16 protein-coding genes are annotated in these 17076 nt (G+C 72.6%); 7 read left to right on the forward strand and 9 right to left on the reverse strand.

All coding sequences use genetic code 11. The features are described from left to right. Positions 1–104: 104 nt before the first annotated feature. Complete coding sequence (locus ACZ7IF_RS20935) at positions 105–932, reverse strand: DUF3626 domain-containing protein (RefSeq protein ID WP_470973288.1); 828 nt, start codon at positions 930–932, stop codon at positions 105–107. A gap of 41 nt (positions 933–973) precedes the next feature. Here ACZ7IF_RS20935 and ACZ7IF_RS20940 point away from each other — a divergent pair, with 41 nt between their 5' ends. Next, complete coding sequence (locus ACZ7IF_RS20940; RefSeq protein ID WP_470973291.1) at positions 974–1522, forward strand: GNAT family N-acetyltransferase; 549 nt, start codon at positions 974–976, stop codon at positions 1520–1522. A gap of 12 nt (positions 1523–1534) precedes the next feature. Here ACZ7IF_RS20940 and ACZ7IF_RS20945 read toward each other — a convergent pair whose 3' ends face one another. The 7 genes from ACZ7IF_RS20945 to ACZ7IF_RS20975 form a co-directional block, all read right to left on the reverse strand. Continuing rightward, entirely contained in the window at positions 1535–3241 is a 1707-nt protein-coding gene (locus ACZ7IF_RS20945; RefSeq protein ID WP_470973294.1) for a type VI secretion protein, read from the reverse strand. Positions 3242–3243: 2 nt separating this feature from the next. Next, positions 3244–4662, reverse strand: coding sequence for an ATP-binding protein (locus tag ACZ7IF_RS20950; RefSeq protein ID WP_470973297.1), 1419 nt, complete (start codon positions 4660–4662; stop codon positions 3244–3246). A gap of 19 nt (positions 4663–4681) precedes the next feature. Next, a complete protein-coding gene (locus tag ACZ7IF_RS20955) occupies positions 4682–6241 on the reverse strand; it encodes an SCO6880 family protein (RefSeq protein ID WP_470973300.1) in 1560 nt (519 codons plus the stop codon). After that, the gene (locus tag ACZ7IF_RS20960) at positions 6238–7599 is read right to left on the reverse strand and encodes a hypothetical protein (RefSeq protein WP_470973303.1); all 1362 of its coding nucleotides are present in this window, start codon (positions 7597–7599) and stop codon (positions 6238–6240) included. The genes ACZ7IF_RS20955 and ACZ7IF_RS20960 overlap by 4 nt, the downstream gene beginning before the upstream one ends. Beyond that, positions 7589–8425 (reverse strand): hypothetical protein, encoded by an 837-nt coding sequence (locus ACZ7IF_RS20965; protein ID WP_470973306.1) that lies wholly within the window; start codon positions 8423–8425, stop codon positions 7589–7591. Before ACZ7IF_RS20965 ends, ACZ7IF_RS20960 begins: the two co-directional genes overlap by 11 nt. Before the next feature lie 102 nt (positions 8426–8527). Next, entirely contained in the window at positions 8528–8836 is a 309-nt protein-coding gene (locus tag ACZ7IF_RS20970) for a hypothetical protein (RefSeq protein ID WP_008742356.1), read from the reverse strand. Between the two features lie 334 nt (positions 8837–9170). Further along, positions 9171–9986, reverse strand: coding sequence for a pentapeptide repeat-containing protein (locus ACZ7IF_RS20975; protein WP_470973309.1), 816 nt, complete (start codon positions 9984–9986; stop codon positions 9171–9173). Between the two features lie 58 nt (positions 9987–10044). Between ACZ7IF_RS20975 and ACZ7IF_RS20980 the strand changes: the two genes are divergently transcribed. The 5 genes from ACZ7IF_RS20980 (at position 10045) to ACZ7IF_RS21000 (ending at position 15250) form a co-directional block, all read left to right on the forward strand. Then, positions 10045–10653, forward strand: a complete 609-nt coding sequence (locus ACZ7IF_RS20980) for a LysE family translocator (RefSeq protein WP_470973312.1) — start codon at positions 10045–10047, stop codon at positions 10651–10653. Between the two features lie 62 nt (positions 10654–10715). Further along, the gene (locus ACZ7IF_RS20985; RefSeq protein ID WP_470973316.1) at positions 10716–11507 is read left to right on the forward strand and encodes a thioesterase family protein; all 792 of its coding nucleotides are present in this window, start codon (positions 10716–10718) and stop codon (positions 11505–11507) included. A 49-nt stretch (positions 11508–11556) separates the two neighbouring features. Then, complete coding sequence (locus ACZ7IF_RS20990; protein ID WP_470973319.1) at positions 11557–13272, forward strand: serine/threonine-protein kinase; 1716 nt, start codon at positions 11557–11559, stop codon at positions 13270–13272. Between the two features lie 59 nt (positions 13273–13331). Further along, positions 13332–14351, forward strand: coding sequence for a C40 family peptidase (locus tag ACZ7IF_RS20995; RefSeq protein ID WP_470973322.1), 1020 nt, complete (start codon positions 13332–13334; stop codon positions 14349–14351). A 203-nt stretch (positions 14352–14554) separates the two neighbouring features. Next, complete coding sequence (locus ACZ7IF_RS21000) at positions 14555–15250, forward strand: phosphatase PAP2 family protein (RefSeq protein ID WP_470973325.1); 696 nt, start codon at positions 14555–14557, stop codon at positions 15248–15250. Between the two features lie 118 nt (positions 15251–15368). Here ACZ7IF_RS21000 and ACZ7IF_RS21005 read toward each other — a convergent pair whose 3' ends face one another. After that, positions 15369–15611, reverse strand: coding sequence for a hypothetical protein (locus ACZ7IF_RS21005; protein WP_470973328.1), 243 nt, complete (start codon positions 15609–15611; stop codon positions 15369–15371). A 441-nt stretch (positions 15612–16052) separates the two neighbouring features. Between ACZ7IF_RS21005 and ACZ7IF_RS21010 the strand changes: the two genes are divergently transcribed. Next, a complete protein-coding gene (locus ACZ7IF_RS21010; protein ID WP_470973331.1) occupies positions 16053–16937 on the forward strand; it encodes an SCO4651 family lipoprotein in 885 nt (294 codons plus the stop codon). Positions 16938–17076 lie beyond the last annotated feature (139 nt).

Raw genomic sequence — 17076 nt, forward strand, 5'->3', positions numbered from 1 at the left:
GGTACTGCAGGGGGGACCCTGTGGGAGAGTAGGACGCCGCCGAACAATCATTGTGGGAAAGCCCCGCACCTTCTGGTGCGGGGCTTTTCTGCGTTTACGGGCCTTTATTCGTGAGCCGCCGAGCCGAAGCGGGCCACGTAGTGCCAGACGCGCTTCAGGGCCTGTTCGTCGTAGCGGCCCGTGCGCGCGGCTTCGCCCAGGATGCGCGGGGTCAGGACGTCCCCGACGGCGATGGCGGAGCCGAGGTCCACGAAGTCCTGGCCGCGGTAGTCGGGGTGCCGGCGGAGTTCGGCGACCGTGAGGCGGAAGCCCGGGTGCCATTCCGTGGGGCAGGGGAGCTTCGCGGCGGCGGCCTCCACCTCCGTGCCGCGGTAGCTGGGGTCCAGTACGAGAGCCGCGACGTCGTGGGCCAGCCGTACCGGGGTGTGGACCTGGGCCTCGATGTAGTCGTCCAGGGCGTCCTGGTCGTCGGCCAGGGCCAGGGGGATCAGCGGCATGCGGTCGGCGACCCCGAAGTGCTCCGGCTCCAGGTAGCTGTCCGGGTAGCAGAACGTGGTGCGGGGCAGGGTTTCCGGGCGGAGGCGGAAGTGCGCCGAGCCGAAGCGGGGGGCGGCGCCGGCCGGGTTGTGGCGGAAGTTGAGGGCGCCGTACACCGGGCGTTCCTCGGCGGGGGCGTCGTCGTAGGCGCCGCCGAAGATGCGGCTCTCCCAGTGCCAGCGGGCGCCGCCGGGGCGGGCGGTGAGGCCGCCGTTGCTGGTGCCCGTGACGAACTGGGAGCGGTAGACGCCCTCCTCGGCCAGGGCGGTGAGGATCGGTCGGTCGTCGATGGCGCGGTCCGGGTGGAAGTTGAGCGTGACCGACAGGGTCGGGTCCAGTGGGGGGCCGGAGGAGAGGGCGGTGACGTGGGCGAGCGCCCGGGCGTGCGGATGCATGGATGCAGTGTGCATCAAGTGGGTGGTTAGGATCCCGGATTATGGATCGGTATGTGGTGCGGGCCGTACGGGCCGAAGAGTGGCGGCAGATCAAGGCGTTGAGGTTGGACGCCCTGCGGGATCCGGCGGCGCCGGTGGCCTTCCTGGAGACGCTGGAACAGGCCGAGGAGCGGCCGGACGGCTTCTGGCAGGACCGGGCCCGGGGCGCGTCGCACGGGCGGGTCGCGCGGCAGTTCATCGCGGAGGGGCCCGACGGGGAGTGGGACGGCTCCGTGAGCGTGCTGGTCGAGGAGCAGGGGAGCAGCGACTTCTTCGGCCTGCCGGTGGAGCAGCCCCAGGCGCACGTGGTCGGGGTGTACGTACGGGCGGAGCGGCGGGGCGCGGGGCTGGCCGAGGCCCTGTTCACGGCCGCGGTGGAGTGGGCCCGGGGGCTGGAGGCACCGGCGCCGGAACGCGTACGGCTCTTCGTGCACGAGGAGAACCTGCGGGCGGCGGCCTTCTACCGGCGGTTCGGGTTCGCGGCGAGCGGGCGCGTGGTGAAGCTGGAGTCGGGGGCCGAGGAGCACGAGTACGTCCTCGACCGCCCTTAGCCGTTCCCCGGCTCAGTCGTCGAAGCGGGCGTGCGGCCAGCGGGAGCGGGCTTGTTCGCGGCTGCGGCAGAGGGCCAGGAGGGGGAGGGCCTCGTCCTGGAGGAGGTCCGGGAGCTGGGGGACGGGGGCGACGGCCGCCACGTCCTCCAGGACCAGGGTCAGTGGTGGGTCGAGCCGGCCGTGGGATGACCGTGCGGCCATGCGGCGGCCGTGCTCGACCACGTCTGCGGCGAGCGCGGTGAGGAGGGGCATCGCACCCGGGTGGGTGCGGGGGTCCTCCAGGGGTTCACCCAGCACGTAGAGGGTGCCCCCTTCGGCGGTGAACGATGCCAGGGCGAGGGAATCCGTGCGGTTCGGGTTGCAGGCCTCGCGGATGTGGATCGAGGTCAGGCAGGACAGGGCGCGGGCCGTCAGCTGCTGGGCCTGCTCGCGGCGTTCGGGGTGCGCGGTGAGGGCGCTCTCGAGTTCGCCGGCGGCGCCGTGGGCGGCCTGGGGGTGGGTGCGCAGGGTGCGGACGGGGTCCTGGGCGCCGTTGCCCTGGGCCCAGCGGGCCAGCTGCTTGAACGGGAGGCCGTCGAGGGCGGCGGCCTGGAGCCAGCTGCGCAGCAGGGTCTCGGCGGTGTCGGCGAGGGCGCTGTCCAGGCGGGCCTGGGGGCGTACGGGGGCCAGCAGGGCGATCGCCCGGGCGGTGGCGGTGTCCCGGTCGGCGCAGCCGTCGGCGGGGTTCCAGTGCGTCCGGGCCGGGGTGTCGCACAGGTGCGAGGGGTCGTAGAGGAGGACCGGCCCGAGTTTCGCCCGGGCGTCCTTGGTTTCCGACCAGAGTGCGGGGGACGACGTGACCACCAGGGCGGCGCCCTCCGCGGCCGCGAGGGCCCGGGCGGCGAGGCGGTGGCGTTCGGCCGGGGCGCCGTAGGCGAGGCGGGGGGCCGCGGGGGTGGTGGCGGGGGCGTAGCCGAAGCCGTAGCGGTAGGCGTCCTTGGCCGGGGTGGGGGTGCTGCCGAGGGAGGTGTACCGGGCGGGGGTCGGCCTGCGGGGCGGGGCGGTTGGTGCCGGTGCCGGTGCCGGGGCGGGTGCGGAGACCGGGGCGTGCGCGGCGGAGGGGGACGTGGCCGTCGCCGCTGCCGGGGCGTGTGCCGGGGCCGCTGGCGTGGTGCGGGCCGGGCCGGGGAGCCTGCCCGGGGTCCGGTTGCGGGCATGGGGGCGGGGCCCGTCCGGGGTGCCGGTGGTGTCCGGGGTCCGGGGCCCGGCCGTGGGCCCCGCCTGGTCCGGCGTCCGGGCCCGGGCCTTGACCGGTGCGGGGTCCTCCGGTGCGGGGTCCTCCGGGTCGGCGTCGGCCGGTGGCCGGTGCCGGGCTCGGGTGCGGCGGGCCTTCGTGCGGGCGACGACGCCCAGGGTGAAGATCGTAAGGACCAGCAGTACCAGGAGCTGGCTGATGAACAGGCCCCAGAACAGGCCCCAGCCCGAGAGGGCCGCCGGGTCCGTGTCGGGCCAGGCGCCGGGAATGTCGTGGGGTTGGGTTATCAGGGCGCGGACGGCCCCCGGGGTGCGGGTGAAGGTGACGGTGGCCGGCCAGGCGCCCTTCGTGAAGAGGGCTGCGAGGCCGGTGGCCGACCAGACCAGGACGGCGAGGCCGAGGAGGAAGGCCAGGAGGCCGACGAGCACCCCGTCGGGGACGCCGCCGGCTCGCGCGGAGGGGTCCGTACGTCTCGCGTCGGGCATGGTCAGGCCACCGTGGTCGCTGATCCGGGGCCGGAGCCCCGCTGGCGTTCGATGTACAGGGCTCGTTCCTCCGCTTCGAGTTCGGCGGCCAGCAGGTCGTCGGGGAGCTGCTGCGGGGTGGAGGACTCCGTCATCGCGCGGTCGGTGTAGACGAGGGGGCGTTCGGTCTCGGTGATCAGGTGTTTGACGACCTGGACGTTGCCGTTGACGTCCCAGACGGCGATGCCGGGGGTGAGGGTCGGGATGATTTCCACCGCCCAGCGCGGGAGGCCGAGTACGCGGCCCGTGGCGCGGGCCTCGTCGGCCTTCTGGGCGTAGATGGTGCGGGTGGAGGCCATTTTGAGGATGGCCGCGGCCTCTCGTGCGGCGGCGCCGTCGACGACGTCGGAGAGGTGGTGGACGACGGCGACGAAGGACAGGCCGAGGCGGCGGCCGAACTTCAGGAGGCGCTGGAAGAGCTGGGCGACGAAGGGGCTGTTGATGATGTGCCAGGCCTCTTCGACGAGGAAGATGCGCTTCTTGCGGTCCGGCCGGATCCAGGTGTGTTCCAGCCACACGCCGACGATCGCCATGAGGATGGGCATGGCGATGGAGTTGCGGTCGATGTGGGAGAGGTCGAAGACGATCAGCGGGGCGTCGAGGTCGATGCCGACGGTGGTGGGGCCGTCGAACATGCCGCGCAGGTCGCCGTCGACGAGGCGGTCGAGGACGAGGGCCACGTCGAGGCCCCAGGCCCGGACGTCGTCTATGTCGACGTTCATGGCCAGCGCCGATTCCGCTTCGGGGTGGCGCAGCTGTTCCACGATGTCGGTGAGGACGGGCTGGCGGTCCTGGATGGTCTCGACGACGTAGGCGTGGGCGACCTTGAGGGCGAAGCCGGCGCGTTCGTCGAGGCCGTGGCCCATGGCGACTTCGATGATGGTGCGGAGCAGCGCGAGCTGTCCGGTCGTGGTGATCGCCGGGTCGAGGGGGTTGAGGCGGATCCCGTCGTCGTTGGCGGCGATGGGGTCCAGGCGGATGGGGGTTATCCCCAGCTGCTGGGCGATGAGGTTCCACTCGCCGACGCCGTCTTCGCCCTGGGCGTCGAGGACGACGACCTGGCGGTCGCGGAAGCGGAGCTGGCGCAGGACGTAGGTCTTCTCCAGGGCGGACTTGCCGTTGCCGGATTCGCCGAGGACGAGCCAGTGGGGGGCCGGGAGCTGCTGGCCGTAGAGCTGGAAGGGGTCGTAGATGTAGCCCTTGCCGCTGTAGACCTCGCGGCCGATGATCACGCCGGAGTCGCCGAGGCCGGGGGCGGCGGTGGGCAGGTAGACGGCCTGGGCCTGGCCTGTGGAGGTGCGTACGGGCAGCCGGGTGGTCTCGACCTTGCCGAAGAGGAAGCTGGTGAAGGCGTCCGTCAGCGCGGACATGGGATCTCGCATGGGCGGCACTTCCCTCCAGCTAGCGTCGGATGCCGGTGGCGAACGGCAAGGTGTTGACGAAGGCGCGGTGGTGCTCGCGGTCGCACCATTCGAGCTTCAGGTAGGACTTGCCGGCGGAGGCGCGGATGGTGCGCTTGTCGCGGGCGAGGGCTTCGGGTGAACGCGAGGACACCGTGATGTACCCGACGAGGTTGACTCCGGCAGCGCCGCTGGCGAGATCTTCACCCCTCTGGTCGAGGCGGCCGTGGGCGGCGATGTCGCGGGGGTCGACGGTGCGGTTCATCTTGGCGGCGCGGGAGGCGTCGGCCTCGTCGTTGGTCTTCTCGGTGAGCATGCGCTCGATGGCGATCTCGGTGGGTTCGAGGTCCATGGTGACGGCGACGGTGCGGATGACGTCCGGGGTGTGGACGAGGAGGGGGGCGAGGAAGTTCACGCCGACCGGGGTCATCGGCCATTCCTTCACCCAGGCGGTGGCGTGGCACCAGGGGGCCCGGGTGGAGGATTCGCGGGTCTTGGCCTGGAGGTAGGTGGGCTCCACGGCGTCGAGCTCTGCGGGCCAGGCGTTGCGCTTGGTCATGGCCTGGATGTGGTCGATGGGGTGGTCCGGATCGTACATGGAGTGCACGAGGGAGGACAGGCGTCCCTGGCCGAGCGGCTGGCGGACGCGGATGTCGGCTTCGGCGAGGCGGGCGCAGATGTCGGTGAGCTCGCGGGCCATGACGATGGCGAGGCCGGCGTCGCGGTCGAGCTTGCGGCCCTTGGTGCTGCCGGCGCGGGCGATGGTGTTGGCCTCGGCGGCGAGCTCGCGTGTGTAGTGCATGCAGGCGACGAGGTAGGCGCGGTGCTGCTCCGAGGAGGTGGAGACCATCGACTGGAGCTGGTCGTAGGAGTCGCGGAGCCAGTCGGGGGCGCCCGTTGCGCCGCGCTGGGCGACGTCCTTGGCGTGGGCGTCGGGGTCGGCGGGGAGGGTGCGGGCGAGCATCTGGAGGCGGGTGACGAAGCCGTCGCCGTTGGCGACGTGCTTGAGGAGGGTGCCGAAGCGGTCGACGAGGGCTTCCTGGTCCTCGCTGTCGCGCAGGCCGACGCCGGGGCCCTCGATCTCGATGGCGGCCGTGACGGTTCTGCGGTCGGCGTGCAGGAGGACGGCGATCTCGTCGGGGCCGAAGGGGGCGGCGAGCCAGTTGATGCGGCCGATGCCGGGGGGCGGGCCGACCTCGACCTCGCGGCCGTCGGCGGCGCGGGTGCCGGCTTCGACGGCGCCCGAGCGGTACGTCGTACCGCGCCGCAGGGTGCGCTTGTAGCTGCGGCTGATCTCGAACCACCGGTAGAAGGTGCGGCCCTTGTAGGGGACGTACACGGCGGCGAGGGCCAGCAGCGGGAAGCCGACGAGGCTCACGATGCGGAGGGTGAGGTCGGGGACGAGCAGTCCGCTCATCATGCCGAAGAAGGCGCCGGTGATGATCAGTGCGATTTCGCCGGTTTCGCGGTTCTTGCCGACGATCGCGTTCGGCCGGGCCCGGCCGATGAGATACGTGCGGCGGGGCGCGACCGGGTGGAGCTGGTGGGACTGGGTCGTCAACGCCCGTCACCTCCTGTGTTCCTCGTACTCGAGCCAGTGCGGGGCGGGGGCGCGGCGGAGGGGACATTTCCGCCGCCGGACCCGCTGCCGGAGCGGCGGCTGCTGTGGGCGGCCATGCCTCCGGAGATCTGGTTGGCGTCGCCGCCGCCGGAGCCGCCGCTCGCGCGGTGGGCGCCGCCGCGGCTGCTGTGGGTCTTGATGCCCTGGGAGACGAGGGAGGCCGGGGAGCTGATGACGGCTGCGGCCTGGGCGCCGTCGGTGGCCTTGGAGCGGTTGTTGCGGGCGGAGGCGATCTCGTCGCCGAAGCCGGGGACGAAGCGGTAGATCATCGCGGAGGCGAAGATCGCCAGGAGGATGATGGCGAGGCCGGAGACGACGGCGGAGAAGGCGTTGGGGCCCTTGTCGCCGGCGAGGGCTCCGGCGAGGCCGAGGACGATCACGATGACCGGCTTCACGAGGATGACGGCGATCATGATGCCGGCCCAGCGGCGGACGTGGCCCCACATGTTGCGGTCGACGAGTCCGGCGTAGACGACGGTGCCGAGGAGGGCGCCGACGTAGAGCAGGGCGGCGCGGATGACGAGCTCCAGCCAGAGGACGCCGGCGGCGAGGACGGTGACGAGGGCGACGACGATCAGCATGATCGGGCCGCCGCCGATGTCCTCGCCCTTCTTGAGGGCTTCGGAGAAGGAGCCGAAGAAGACGTCGGTCTGGCTGCCGGTGGCGGAGGCGATGACCTCGGTGATGCCGTCGGTGGCGGAGACGACGGTGTAGAGGATCAGCGGGGTGAAGGCGGAGGCGAGGACGGTCAGCCAGAGGAAGCCGATGGCCTCGGAGAGGGCGGTGCTGAGGGGGACGCCGCGGATGGCGCGCTTGGCGACGGCCAGCAGCCACAGGACGAGGGTCAGGACGGTGGAGGCGGCGAAGACGACGGCGTACTGCTGGAGGAAGGCGGGGTTGGTGAAGTCGACGTTGGCGGTGCCCTTCACCGCTTCGCTGAGCTTGCCGACGATCCAGGCGGCGGCGTCGGCGCAGCCCTTGGCGAGGGAGGCGAGGGGGTTGATGGCGTCGGTGCCGGGGTCGCCCGGGGTCAGGCCGGTGCGCGGCGCGCCGCTGGACGCAGGGCCGTTGCCGTTCTCGCAGTAGTCCCGCGCCGGGGCCTTGATGAGTTCGCAGGGGTTGTTGGTGGCCTGCGGGGTTCCCGTGGGTGTCGCTCCGGGGGTTGCCCCGGGCGTCGCCTGCGTGCTGGGGTTCGGCGTCGGTGCGGCCACCGCACGGGTCGCCAGGAGTAGGAGGGTGATGTGGACGGTTGCGACGACGCCGGTCAGGGACATACCGCGGCGGATGTCAGCGCGCATAGGTGAGGCCTCCGAACTGCGACACGGCTGCGGACATGTCCTCGGCCGATGAGGCCCTCTGGTCGCGGCCGACCGGGGTCGGGCCGTCCTTCTGCGTGAAGTTCGAGATCCACCAGTCGTTGTTGACCCACCGGAGTTCGAACGTGTACGTGTACCAGCCCTCGGAGACCGGGGTTTTGGACCCCTCGCCCGCGAGGCCGAAGAGGGACGAGGACCAGACGGAGACAGTTGCGGTGTCACCGTCGAGCTTCTCGATCTTGGTGCCGGCAGGGTTCGTGCGGGAGACGAACACCATGCCCTTGGGCGCCTTGCCTCCGGCCTCCAGGCCGATGCGCCCGAGGAACCCCGGGTCGGAATAGAGCCGGTCGAGTTCGGCCAGGCGTACCGCTGCGGTGTCGGGCGTGTAGACGGCCTGGGCGATCGCCTTCCTGCGGGCGGCGTCGAACATGCCGTCCGAACCCAGGGCCACCGCGTAGTTGGCGGCCGCCGACTGCGCGCCCTGTTCGTCGTGGGCGAAGCCCTTGGGGATGCCGGCTGTCTTCGTGGTGACCGGGGCGGTGCCCGTGGGGGCCGTTGAGGTGGTGTCTGGGGCCTTGTCCGCGGTGGTGGTGTCCGGGGTGTCGCCCGAGCGGTTCGCGAACGCGATGGCGGCGACGAGCAGGACGACCACCCCGACCACCGTGATCAGGCCGCGGGAGGAGCGGGGGGTGCGGCGGGGGCCGCCGTACGGGTCGGAGGGCGGGTCCGGGAGCCGGGTGCGGGTCTGGCCCGTGCCGCCGACCTCGGCGTGGCCGCTGCCGCCGCCGTACTGGTCGTCGTTGCTCATTGCGTGTCCGCCCCCTCCGCGTCGTACGACGGTAGCGCTCGTTCCCGCTCAGGCGCGGTGTGGTGATTCCTCATCAGGGTGCGGCCGGGTGCTGCGGTCCGGCTAGACGGCCATCCCGTAGACGATCGTGAAGAGGGTGCCGAGGGAGCCGATGATGAAGACTCCGGTGAGGCCGGCCACGATCAGGCCCTTGCCCTGTTCCGCGCTGAAGGTGTCGCGCAGGGCGGTCGCGCCGATGCGCTGCTTCGCGGCGCCCCAGATGGCGATGCCGAGGCAGAGGAGGATCGCGACGGCCATGACCACCTCGATCATGACCTTCGCTTCGTTGCCGAGACTGCCGAACGGCCCCCAGTTCGGGGCGATTCCGCCGATGATGGTGGTGATGTCGCCCTTTTCGGCTGCCAGGATCATGTAACTCACCGCCCCTGTATGGGTAGTTCCGGTAGCCCGTGCCCGACGGCAGGGGTCACGCACTATCTTCCCTGATGAAACCGGCGCCGTCGCCGACTTGGCCGGTCTCTTTACCCGTTCTCTCGGCCCGCGCCCCGTATGCGCACCCTGAGCAGGTCACTCTGTGTATCACGGGGGGTGACCCCGGGCAATGATTGTCGGCCTGGTGTGCGCGGGGCCGTGTGAGGGGCGGCCGTTCGGGCTAATAGGGGGAGGCCGGGGCAGTGGGGGAGCGTACGGAGGCGTGAGGGGCGCATGGGCGCCGGGCGGGCGCCGGGGCGTTGGGCCCCGGGGGCTACGCGGTCCAGTGGGCGGGGCGGGTGAGGTGCGGGGGGATGCGGGTGTCGGGGGTGCCCCGGGCGGCGTTGACCTGGGCCTGGGTGAGGAAGAGGGTGTCGCGCAGGTCGGCTCCGCGCAGGTCGGCGTCGCGGAAGTCCGCGCCGATCAGGTCGGCTCCGCGCAGGTCGGCGCGGCTGAGGTCGGCGGCGATCAGGTAGGCGCCGCGCAGGTTGGCCCCGCGCAGGTCGGTGCCGGAGAGGCGGGCGCCCATCAGGTCGGCGCCGCGGTGGTTCTTCTTGCGGCCGGGGGCCTTGGCGCGGACCAGCTCGCTCGTCTTGAGGAGCAGGGCGTTGATCTCCTGGCGCAGGGCCGGGACGTCGAGTGCGGCGAGGGTGGCGGCGTCGGCGCGGGTGAGGGCCTCGGTCTTGGCGAGGGCGGTGCGCAGGGCCGGGTGGACGGGGGCGGCCGCGGAGCGGGTGAGCGCCTCGGCGGTGTAGAAGAGCAGCTCGTGCAGCTGCCGCATGACCGGGAAGGCCTCGAACATCGCCGCACGGGTCTCGGGGTGGGTGCGCCAGTCGCGGCCCTCGAAGGTGACCTGGGAGATCTGCTGGCCCGCGCCGAAGCAGTCGAAGACGGTGCAGCCCTGGAAGCCCTTGTCGCGGAGCCGGGTGTGGATGCCGCAGCGGAAGTCCTGCTGGAGGTTCTTGCAGGGGGTGCCGGCGGCCTTGTTCACGGCGAAGTCGGTGGACTTGGCGAAGGGCAGGGCGACGCAGCACAGGGCGAAGCAGTTCGAGCAGTCGGCCTGGAGGAGGGGCAGTGCGGTGGTGGACACCCCTCCATTGTCACCGGAGCCTCTTGATCCGCGCGGAGGGGGCAGGGAGCATCCGTGCATGACTGAAGTGATCGCAGTTGCCGTTATTACCTTGCTCGCCGTGATCAGTCCCGGTGCGGACTTCGCGATGGTGGTCAGGAACAGCTATTTGTACGGGCGGCCCACGGGGCTGTTCGCGGCGGCGGGGGTCGCGGCCGGGGTGCTGGTGCACGTGTCGTACACGATGCTCGGGGTGGGGCTGCTGATCGCCTCGTCGACCGCCCTGTTCACGGCGATCAAGCTGGCGGGCGCGGCGTACCTGGTGTGGATCGGGATCCGTACGTTCCGGGCGCGGGCGGAGCTGACCGTGGACCTGGAGTCGGGGCCGGGGCTGACGCGGCTGGGGGCGCTGCGGTCGGGGTTCCTGACCAATGTGCTGAATCCGAAGACCACGCTGTTCGTGGTGTCGACGTTCACGCAGGTGGTCAACCCGGGCACGTCCGGGTGGCAGCAGGCGGGGTACGGGCTGTTCATGTCGGCGGCGCACCTGGTGTGGTTCGGGGCGGTGGCGCTGTTCTTCTCCAACGCGCGGCTGCGGGAGCGGATGCTGAAGGCGCAGAAGGCGCTGAACCGGGCGATCGGGTCGGTGCTGGTCGGGCTGGGGGTCGGGCTGGGCTTCGCGCGCTGAGCCGCGTCGAGGGGGTTCAGGGGGCTGGTGCCCGGGGTTACCTGTGGGTAACGTGCGGCGGCATGGATGCTGAAGACGGGTTCTACGAGCGGCTCGGCGAAGGCCGCTTCCTGGCCACCGAGGCGACGCGCGGGCCGTGGGACCCGGGCTCCCAGCACGCCGGCCCCCCGGCCGCGCTGCTCGGGCGGGCCGTCGAGGAGCGGCCGGGGGCGCGGGCGGACATGCGGATCGCCCGCATCACGTACGAGATCCTGCGCCCGGTGCCGATCGGGGAGCTGGAGGTGACCACCTCGGTGCTGCGCTCCGGGCGCGGTACCGAGGTGGTCGAGGCGGCCCTCGCCCCGGCGGGCGGGGCGCCGGTGATGCTGGCGCGGGCGCTGCGGATCCGGGTGGCCGCGGATCCGGTGCCGGCGGTGGTCCCGGGGCCGGTGCTGCCGCCGCCCGGGGAGGTGGGGGTGACGCCGTTCTTCCCCGTGCCGTGGGAGACGGGCTACCACTCCTCGATGGAGACCCGGTTCACGGAGGGGGCCTTCGTCGAGCCGGGGCCGGGGACCTGCTGGATGCGGATGCGGGTGCCGCTCGTGGCGGGGGAGGAGGTCCGGCCGCTGGACCGGGTGCTGGTGGCGGCCGACTCGGGGAACGGGATCGGCGCGGTGATGGACTTCGGCCGGTTCGTCTTCGTCAACGGCGACCTCACCGTCCACCTGCACCGCCATCCGGTCGGCGAGTGGGTGTGCGTGGAGGCCCGTACGAGCGTGGACGCGGCCGGGATCGGCCTCGCGGATTCCCGGCTGCACGACGAGAAGGGGCCGATCGGGCGCGGCGCGCAGAGCCTTTTCGTGGCCGCGCGCTGATTCCAACCCCCTTTCCGGCCAGGGAAGTCGGTATGGCACCCTCGTCCGAATGGAGGCCCTGAGAGAGACCGACCCCGCCCACATCGGCGCGCAGACGCTGCTGGCCCGGCTGGGGGCCGGGGGCATGGGGCAGGTGTACCTCGGGCGGTCGCCGGGCGGCCGCCTGGTGGCCATCAAGGTGATCAAGGAAGAGATCACCGGGCATCCCGAGGCGCTGGCGCGGTTCCGCCGGGAGGCCGAGACGGTCCGCGCGGTCCGCTCGGCGTACACCGCGAACCTGATCGACGCCTCGCTGGCCGCCCCGCCGTACTGGCTGGCCACCGAGTACGTGGCCGGGCCGACGCTCAGTCACGCGGTGGGCGGCTTCGGGGCCTTGCCCGCCGCCTCCTGCCGCAGGCTGTTCGCCGCGCTGGCGGAGGGCCTGGCGAGCGTGCACGCGTACGGGGTCACCCACCGGGACCTCAAGCCGCAGAACGTCATCCTCGGCGCGCAGGGGCCGCAGCTCATCGACTTCGGCATCGCCAAGGGCGTCGCCGAGACGGCCCTGACGCAGGTCGGCACCGCCCCGGGCACCCCCGGCTACACGGCCCCCGAGGTGCTCCTGCGCGGTGAGGTGGCGGACGCGGCGGACGTCTTCGCCCTGGGCGCCACGATCGCGTACGCGGCCACGGGCCGGGCCCCGTACGGCACCGGCGAGCCGACGGCGGTGAACTTCCGCGCGGTGCACGGCGAGATCGACGTCGAGGGCGTGGAGCCGGAGCTCGCCGCCCTGATCAGGGCCTGCGTGGCGACGGACCCGGCCGGCCGGCCCGCCCTCGCCGAGGTCATCCGCCGCTGCGCGGTGGACGCGGCGCTGGTCGACGACCCGGTGTACGCGGCGCTCACGGCGGCCGGCGGCGGGGCGGCGCAGGTGCCGGGGCTGCCGTCGACCATCGGTCCGGGGCTCGCCGCGGTCCAGGCCGGCTACGTGCCGACGTACGCACCGGCGGCGGCACCGGCGACGGGTCCGGCCGCCACGGGTGTCCGCGGTGTCCCGCGCTGGGCGCTGGCGGCCGTCGCGGGCCTGGTGGCGGGGGGCGTGGTCACGGGCGGGTACCTGGTGGTCCAGGCCGAGGGCGGCAAGGACGACGGAGGGCGCCGGGCGGCCGCCGTGCCGAGCGGGCAGAACACGCCGAGCGGGAACGGGGGCCCCTCCGCGGCACCGAGCACGTCCGCGTCCGCGCAGGGCGGCGGGGCGGGGGAGGTGCCCGACCACATCGAGCCGAACAAGGTGTCCCGGGACCTGTGGACCGCCACGGGCGGCTGCAACCTGCCCAACGAGGAGCGGGCGGAGTTCCTGACCGTCTCGGCGGTGGACACCGACGACCCGGCGGCGCGGACGGTCACGGGCAAGGTCAAGATCCGCGTCTTCCTGAAGCCGTACAACACGGAGAAGGCCCCCTACGCGATCTCCGTGGGGGTCAAGCCCCCGCACGAGATCGACGAGAGCACCCAGCGGCCCTACGAGTTCGTCCGCGACTACAACCACAGCATCGGCTACGCCAGCAAGCCCGTCGACCTGAAGAACCCGGGCCCCGGCGGCGAGGTGGAGCTGATCTACCCGGACGACTTCTCCACACAGCTCGTGGACAACGAGGGGACGCGCAAGAAGTTCCCGGGCATCCCGACCGCCAACGACCCGGGGGACTGGACGGTGCTGGTCTACCGGGTCCGTGGGGTCAAGGAGTACGGCAGTGTCCACTGCACCGGCTTTCCGGTGAAATAGTGCCCGGACAGACTGGCGAATGCACTGTCAGGCGACGCGGCATGAGGCAGTGTTGACGGGTGCGCAAGTTCTGGGTGGCAAGCGGGATCGGGATCGGCGTGTGCCTGACCTTCGTCGCGCTGCTGGTCGTCGGCACCTATTCGGCGGCGGCGGGCATCGCGAACGGCGCCAGACAGGGCGCGGTCGGGCTGGTGAAGGGTGCGGTGCCGGCGGTGTACCAGCCGTTGGTGGAGAGGTGGGGAAACCTTTGCCCCGCCCTCAATCCCGCGCTGCTCGCGGCGCAGCTGTACACCGAGAGCAACTGGAAGCCCGACGCGCTCAGCCATGCCGACGCGCGGGGCATCGCCCAGTTCATCCCGGAGACGTGGGCCACGTACGGGGTCGACGGCGACGGTGACGGGGACCGGGACATCTGGGACCCCAAGGACGCGATCCCCTCGGCGGCCTCGTACGACTGCCAACTGGCCAAGGACGTCGCGCAGGTACCGGGCGACCGGTCCGACAATATGCTCGCCGCCTACAACGCCGGCCCCTACCGCGTCATCAAAGCCGGGGGCGTGCCGCCGATCAGCGAGACGCAGGGCTACGTGAAGGCCATCCGCTCCCTGGAGAAGAGCTTCGCGCGGCCGGTCGGCCGGGTCGCCCCGGCCCAGCAGGCGGCCGGGGCCGTGTACTTCGCGCAGAAGCAGCTCGGGACCCCGTACCTGTGGGGTGGCAACGGGACGCCGGACCAGGACGGGCGGTTCGACTGCTCCGGGCTGACCAAGGCGGCGTACGAGAGCGTGGGGATCGAGCTGCCGCGCGTGGCGAACGACCAGTACAACGCCGGCTCGCACCCCTCGCGCGCGGAACTGCTCCCCGGTGATCTGGTCTTCTTCTCCGACGATCTGACGAACTCTCGGGAGATCCGGCACGTCGGGCTGTACGTGGGCGGCGGCTACATGATCAACGCCCCGTTCACCGGCGCGGTCATCCGTTTTGACAAGATCGACACGCCTGACTACTTCGGGGCGACCCGGGTGACCAAGGATGGGGCCGAAGCCCTTCCGGAGCGGTCGGGGGCAACTCCCAAGCCCTAGCCACTCTCCGTGAAGCGCAGGCCCTGAGCTGCGGCGATGAGTCTCTCTTGGATAACGTTGGAGTGATCATTCGGTGGAGAGTGGAACGTCCCTGGCAGAACGGGCGTTCCATGAACACGGGGGGTCGATCGGCTGGGGGGCTGAAGGGGGCGCACACCGTCGTGCGTCCGCAGGGGACCTAGGCAGGCAAGGGGCCGCGGCACATGGCTGGACTCACGACCGGTGGGCCGAATGTGGATGTCAGCCTGCTGTACGGGATCAACGCACTCTCCCGGCACGCCCCCGGCTGGTTCGACCGGACGGTGGCCTTCGCCGGATCGTACGGACTGCCGCTGGCCATGGTCCTGCTCGTGCTGTGGTGCTGGCGCGGGGCCAGGCGGCAGGACGAGACGACCGCCGCCGAGTCGTTCGCCGCGCTCGTGTGGGCCCCCCTCGCCGCCGGCGTCGCGCTCCTCGTGAACGTGCCGCTGCGCGGATTCGTCGCCCGGCCGCGGCCGTTCCTCCAGCACGACGGGCTCGAAGTGCTCGGCGGCGCGGGCGCGCCCGGCTCCGGGTTCTCCTTCGTCAGCGACCACGCCACCCTCGCAATGGCCCTCGGCGTCGGGGTGTTCCTCGTCAACCGCCGGCTCGGGCTCGTCGGGATCGGCCTGGCGCTCGCCGAGGGGCTGTGCCGGGTCTACCTCGGCGTCCACTACCCGACCGACGTCATCGGGGGCTTCGCGCTCGGCACCGCCGTCGTCCTGCTGCTCGCCCCGCTCGCCATGGCGGCGCTCACCCCGGTGGTCAGGGCCGTCGCCCGGTCGCCGCGGTTCGGAGCGCTCGTACGGGCCCGGGAGCGGGTGGTGGCCCGCCCCGTCGAGCTGGCGCAGCGGCCGGCCGAGAGCGACCTCGCGGCGTAGCCGGAGCCCCGTGGCCGGATCCCCTACGGGTTCCAGAGCGCCAGCAGGAGCGCCACCAGCAGGCACAGCCCCGCCGCGCCGAAGCACAGCCGCACCGCCGTCGGCCGGGGGCGCGGGGTCACGGGTCGCCGCCCTCGCCGCCCCGGTCCTGATGCTCCGTCTCCGTACCGTCGCGGCGGTAGCGGGAGCGCAGCCACAGCCCGGTCGCCACGGCGGCCGCGGTGGTGAGCCCGATGGCCAGCGCCACGTCGGCCGGCCCGTCCGCCGTGCCCACCGGGCGGGCCCAGGCCGCCGCGGCCGGGGTGAGCGCGAGCAGCAGCGCCCAGAAGAGGGCGGCGAGGGAGCGTGCGGTACCTGGCATGGAACCAGCGCAACCGCTCGCGGGGCCCCCGGCCAGCCGGGGCGTCCGAACGGAGGAAGGGACCCTGCGCGGTGCGGGGGCTATCCCGCGGTGTGTCTGCCGGCGTCCCTGCGGGCCAGGTCGCGGGAGCGGCGGGCCGGACCCGTCCAGCCGCAGCTGCACACGGCCAGGCAGAAGGAGCCGCGTTCCGCGGTGCTGGTGGAGTGGCCGACGGGCGGCTGGGCCGGTTCCGCGTGGTCTCGCGGGAGGGGCCCAGCGGTAAACGGAGCGACCGGAGTCGCCTTGGTGTGCGGATCCACCCCTCCACGGTACCCGGGTCCGGCCGCGTCCGGTACGGCCCCCGGAACTCGGCGGCCCGTTACGGGAAACCCCGGACCTCGTTAACCGGAGCGGGTGGGGGCCTCGGGCAAACAGCGGTCACGCGTTGGGGGTTGGCAGGCGATGGTGGTGCACCAGCACAGGCGACGGAGAAGGCGTGCGGGTGAGGCGGTGCTCGCCGTCTGTGCGGCGGTGGCCGTGGCGGCGCTCAGCGCGTGCGGAGCGGCGAGCGGCACGGGCACCGACGGCGGCAGCGGGCCGGGCGGCGGGAGCGCGAAGGGCGCCGGCGACGACCGGCCGCCGGGCGACCCGGCCGCCGCGGTCCGCGGTGCCGCCGACGCGCTGACCGCCGCCGGGAGCGCGCAGACCCGTACGGCGATGGAGATGGCGACCGGCGGGACCCGGGTGACCATCCGGGGCGAGGGCGGGGTCGACTTCCGCAAGCGGATGGGCCAGCTGCTGGTGATGCTCCCCGCCGACGTGAAGGGACAGCCCGAGCACCGGCCCATCACCGAGCTGCTCGTCCCCGGCGCGCTCTACATGAAGAACCGGGGCGCCGGAGTCCCCGACGACAAGTGGGTCCGGCTGGACACCACCACCCTCTCCGACGGGAACCTCGTCACCGGCGGCGCCACCGATCCCGTGGCCGCGGCCGAGCTGCTGCGGGGCGCGCAGGAGGTGACGTACGTCGGCGTGACCGACCTGGCCGGCACCAAGGTGCGCCACTACCGGGGTACGACGGACATCGCGCGGGCCGCGCAGAGCGCCTCGCCGGGCATCAAGGGGGCCCTGGAGGCGGCGGCGAAAGGGTTCAGCAAGGACAGCGTGCCGTTCGACGCCTACCTCGACGAGGAGGGGCGGCTGCGCAAGGTCCGGCACCGCTTCACCTACGTCAAGAATGGCGTGATCGATGTCTCCTCGACCACGCTGCTCTACGGGTTCGGGACTCCGGTGACCGTCGTATTGCCCGCAAGCGGGGACATTTACGCCGGGAAGATCGCCGAATAGCCGGCCGGGCGGGGTGAAGCGGTGCCTCCGGGCCATGGCCCCGCTATCCGGAAATGGTCCATCCGTGTCATGCGCGGCGCGGGGCCCGCTCCCTAGGCTGGGATGCCGAGCGCCGACGGGCGAGGGCGGCAGAGAGAGG

This window comes from Streptomyces sp. NPDC037421, assembly GCF_055602105.1.

What these genes read in the sequence shown, in the direction of transcription:
- ACZ7IF_RS20935 (WP_470973288.1), bottom strand. Translation starts at nt 932, where the DNA reads ATGCATCCGCACGCCCGGGCGCTCGCCCACGTCACCGCCCTCTCCTCC.
- ACZ7IF_RS20940 (WP_470973291.1), top strand. Translation starts at nt 974, where the DNA reads ATGGATCGGTATGTGGTGCGGGCCGTACGGGCCGAAGAGTGGCGGCAG.
- ACZ7IF_RS20945 (WP_470973294.1), bottom strand. Translation starts at nt 3,241, where the DNA reads ATGCCCGACGCGAGACGTACGGACCCCTCCGCGCGAGCCGGCGGCGTC.
- ACZ7IF_RS20950 (WP_470973297.1), bottom strand. Translation starts at nt 4,662, where the DNA reads ATGCGAGATCCCATGTCCGCGCTGACGGACGCCTTCACCAGCTTCCTC.
- ACZ7IF_RS20960 (WP_470973303.1), bottom strand. Translation starts at nt 7,599, where the DNA reads ATGCGCGCTGACATCCGCCGCGGTATGTCCCTGACCGGCGTCGTCGCA.
- ACZ7IF_RS20965 (WP_470973306.1), bottom strand. Translation starts at nt 8,425, where the DNA reads ATGAGCAACGACGACCAGTACGGCGGCGGCAGCGGCCACGCCGAGGTC.
- ACZ7IF_RS20970 (WP_008742356.1), bottom strand. Translation starts at nt 8,836, where the DNA reads ATGATCCTGGCAGCCGAAAAGGGCGACATCACCACCATCATCGGCGGA.
- ACZ7IF_RS20980 (WP_470973312.1), top strand. Translation starts at nt 10,045, where the DNA reads ATGACTGAAGTGATCGCAGTTGCCGTTATTACCTTGCTCGCCGTGATC.
- ACZ7IF_RS20985 (WP_470973316.1), top strand. Translation starts at nt 10,716, where the DNA reads ATGGATGCTGAAGACGGGTTCTACGAGCGGCTCGGCGAAGGCCGCTTC.
- ACZ7IF_RS20990 (WP_470973319.1), top strand. Translation starts at nt 11,557, where the DNA reads ATGGAGGCCCTGAGAGAGACCGACCCCGCCCACATCGGCGCGCAGACG.
- ACZ7IF_RS21000 (WP_470973325.1), top strand. Translation starts at nt 14,555, where the DNA reads ATGGCTGGACTCACGACCGGTGGGCCGAATGTGGATGTCAGCCTGCTG.
- ACZ7IF_RS21005 (WP_470973328.1), bottom strand. Translation starts at nt 15,611, where the DNA reads ATGCCAGGTACCGCACGCTCCCTCGCCGCCCTCTTCTGGGCGCTGCTG.
- ACZ7IF_RS21010 (WP_470973331.1), top strand. Translation starts at nt 16,053, where the DNA reads ATGGTGGTGCACCAGCACAGGCGACGGAGAAGGCGTGCGGGTGAGGCG.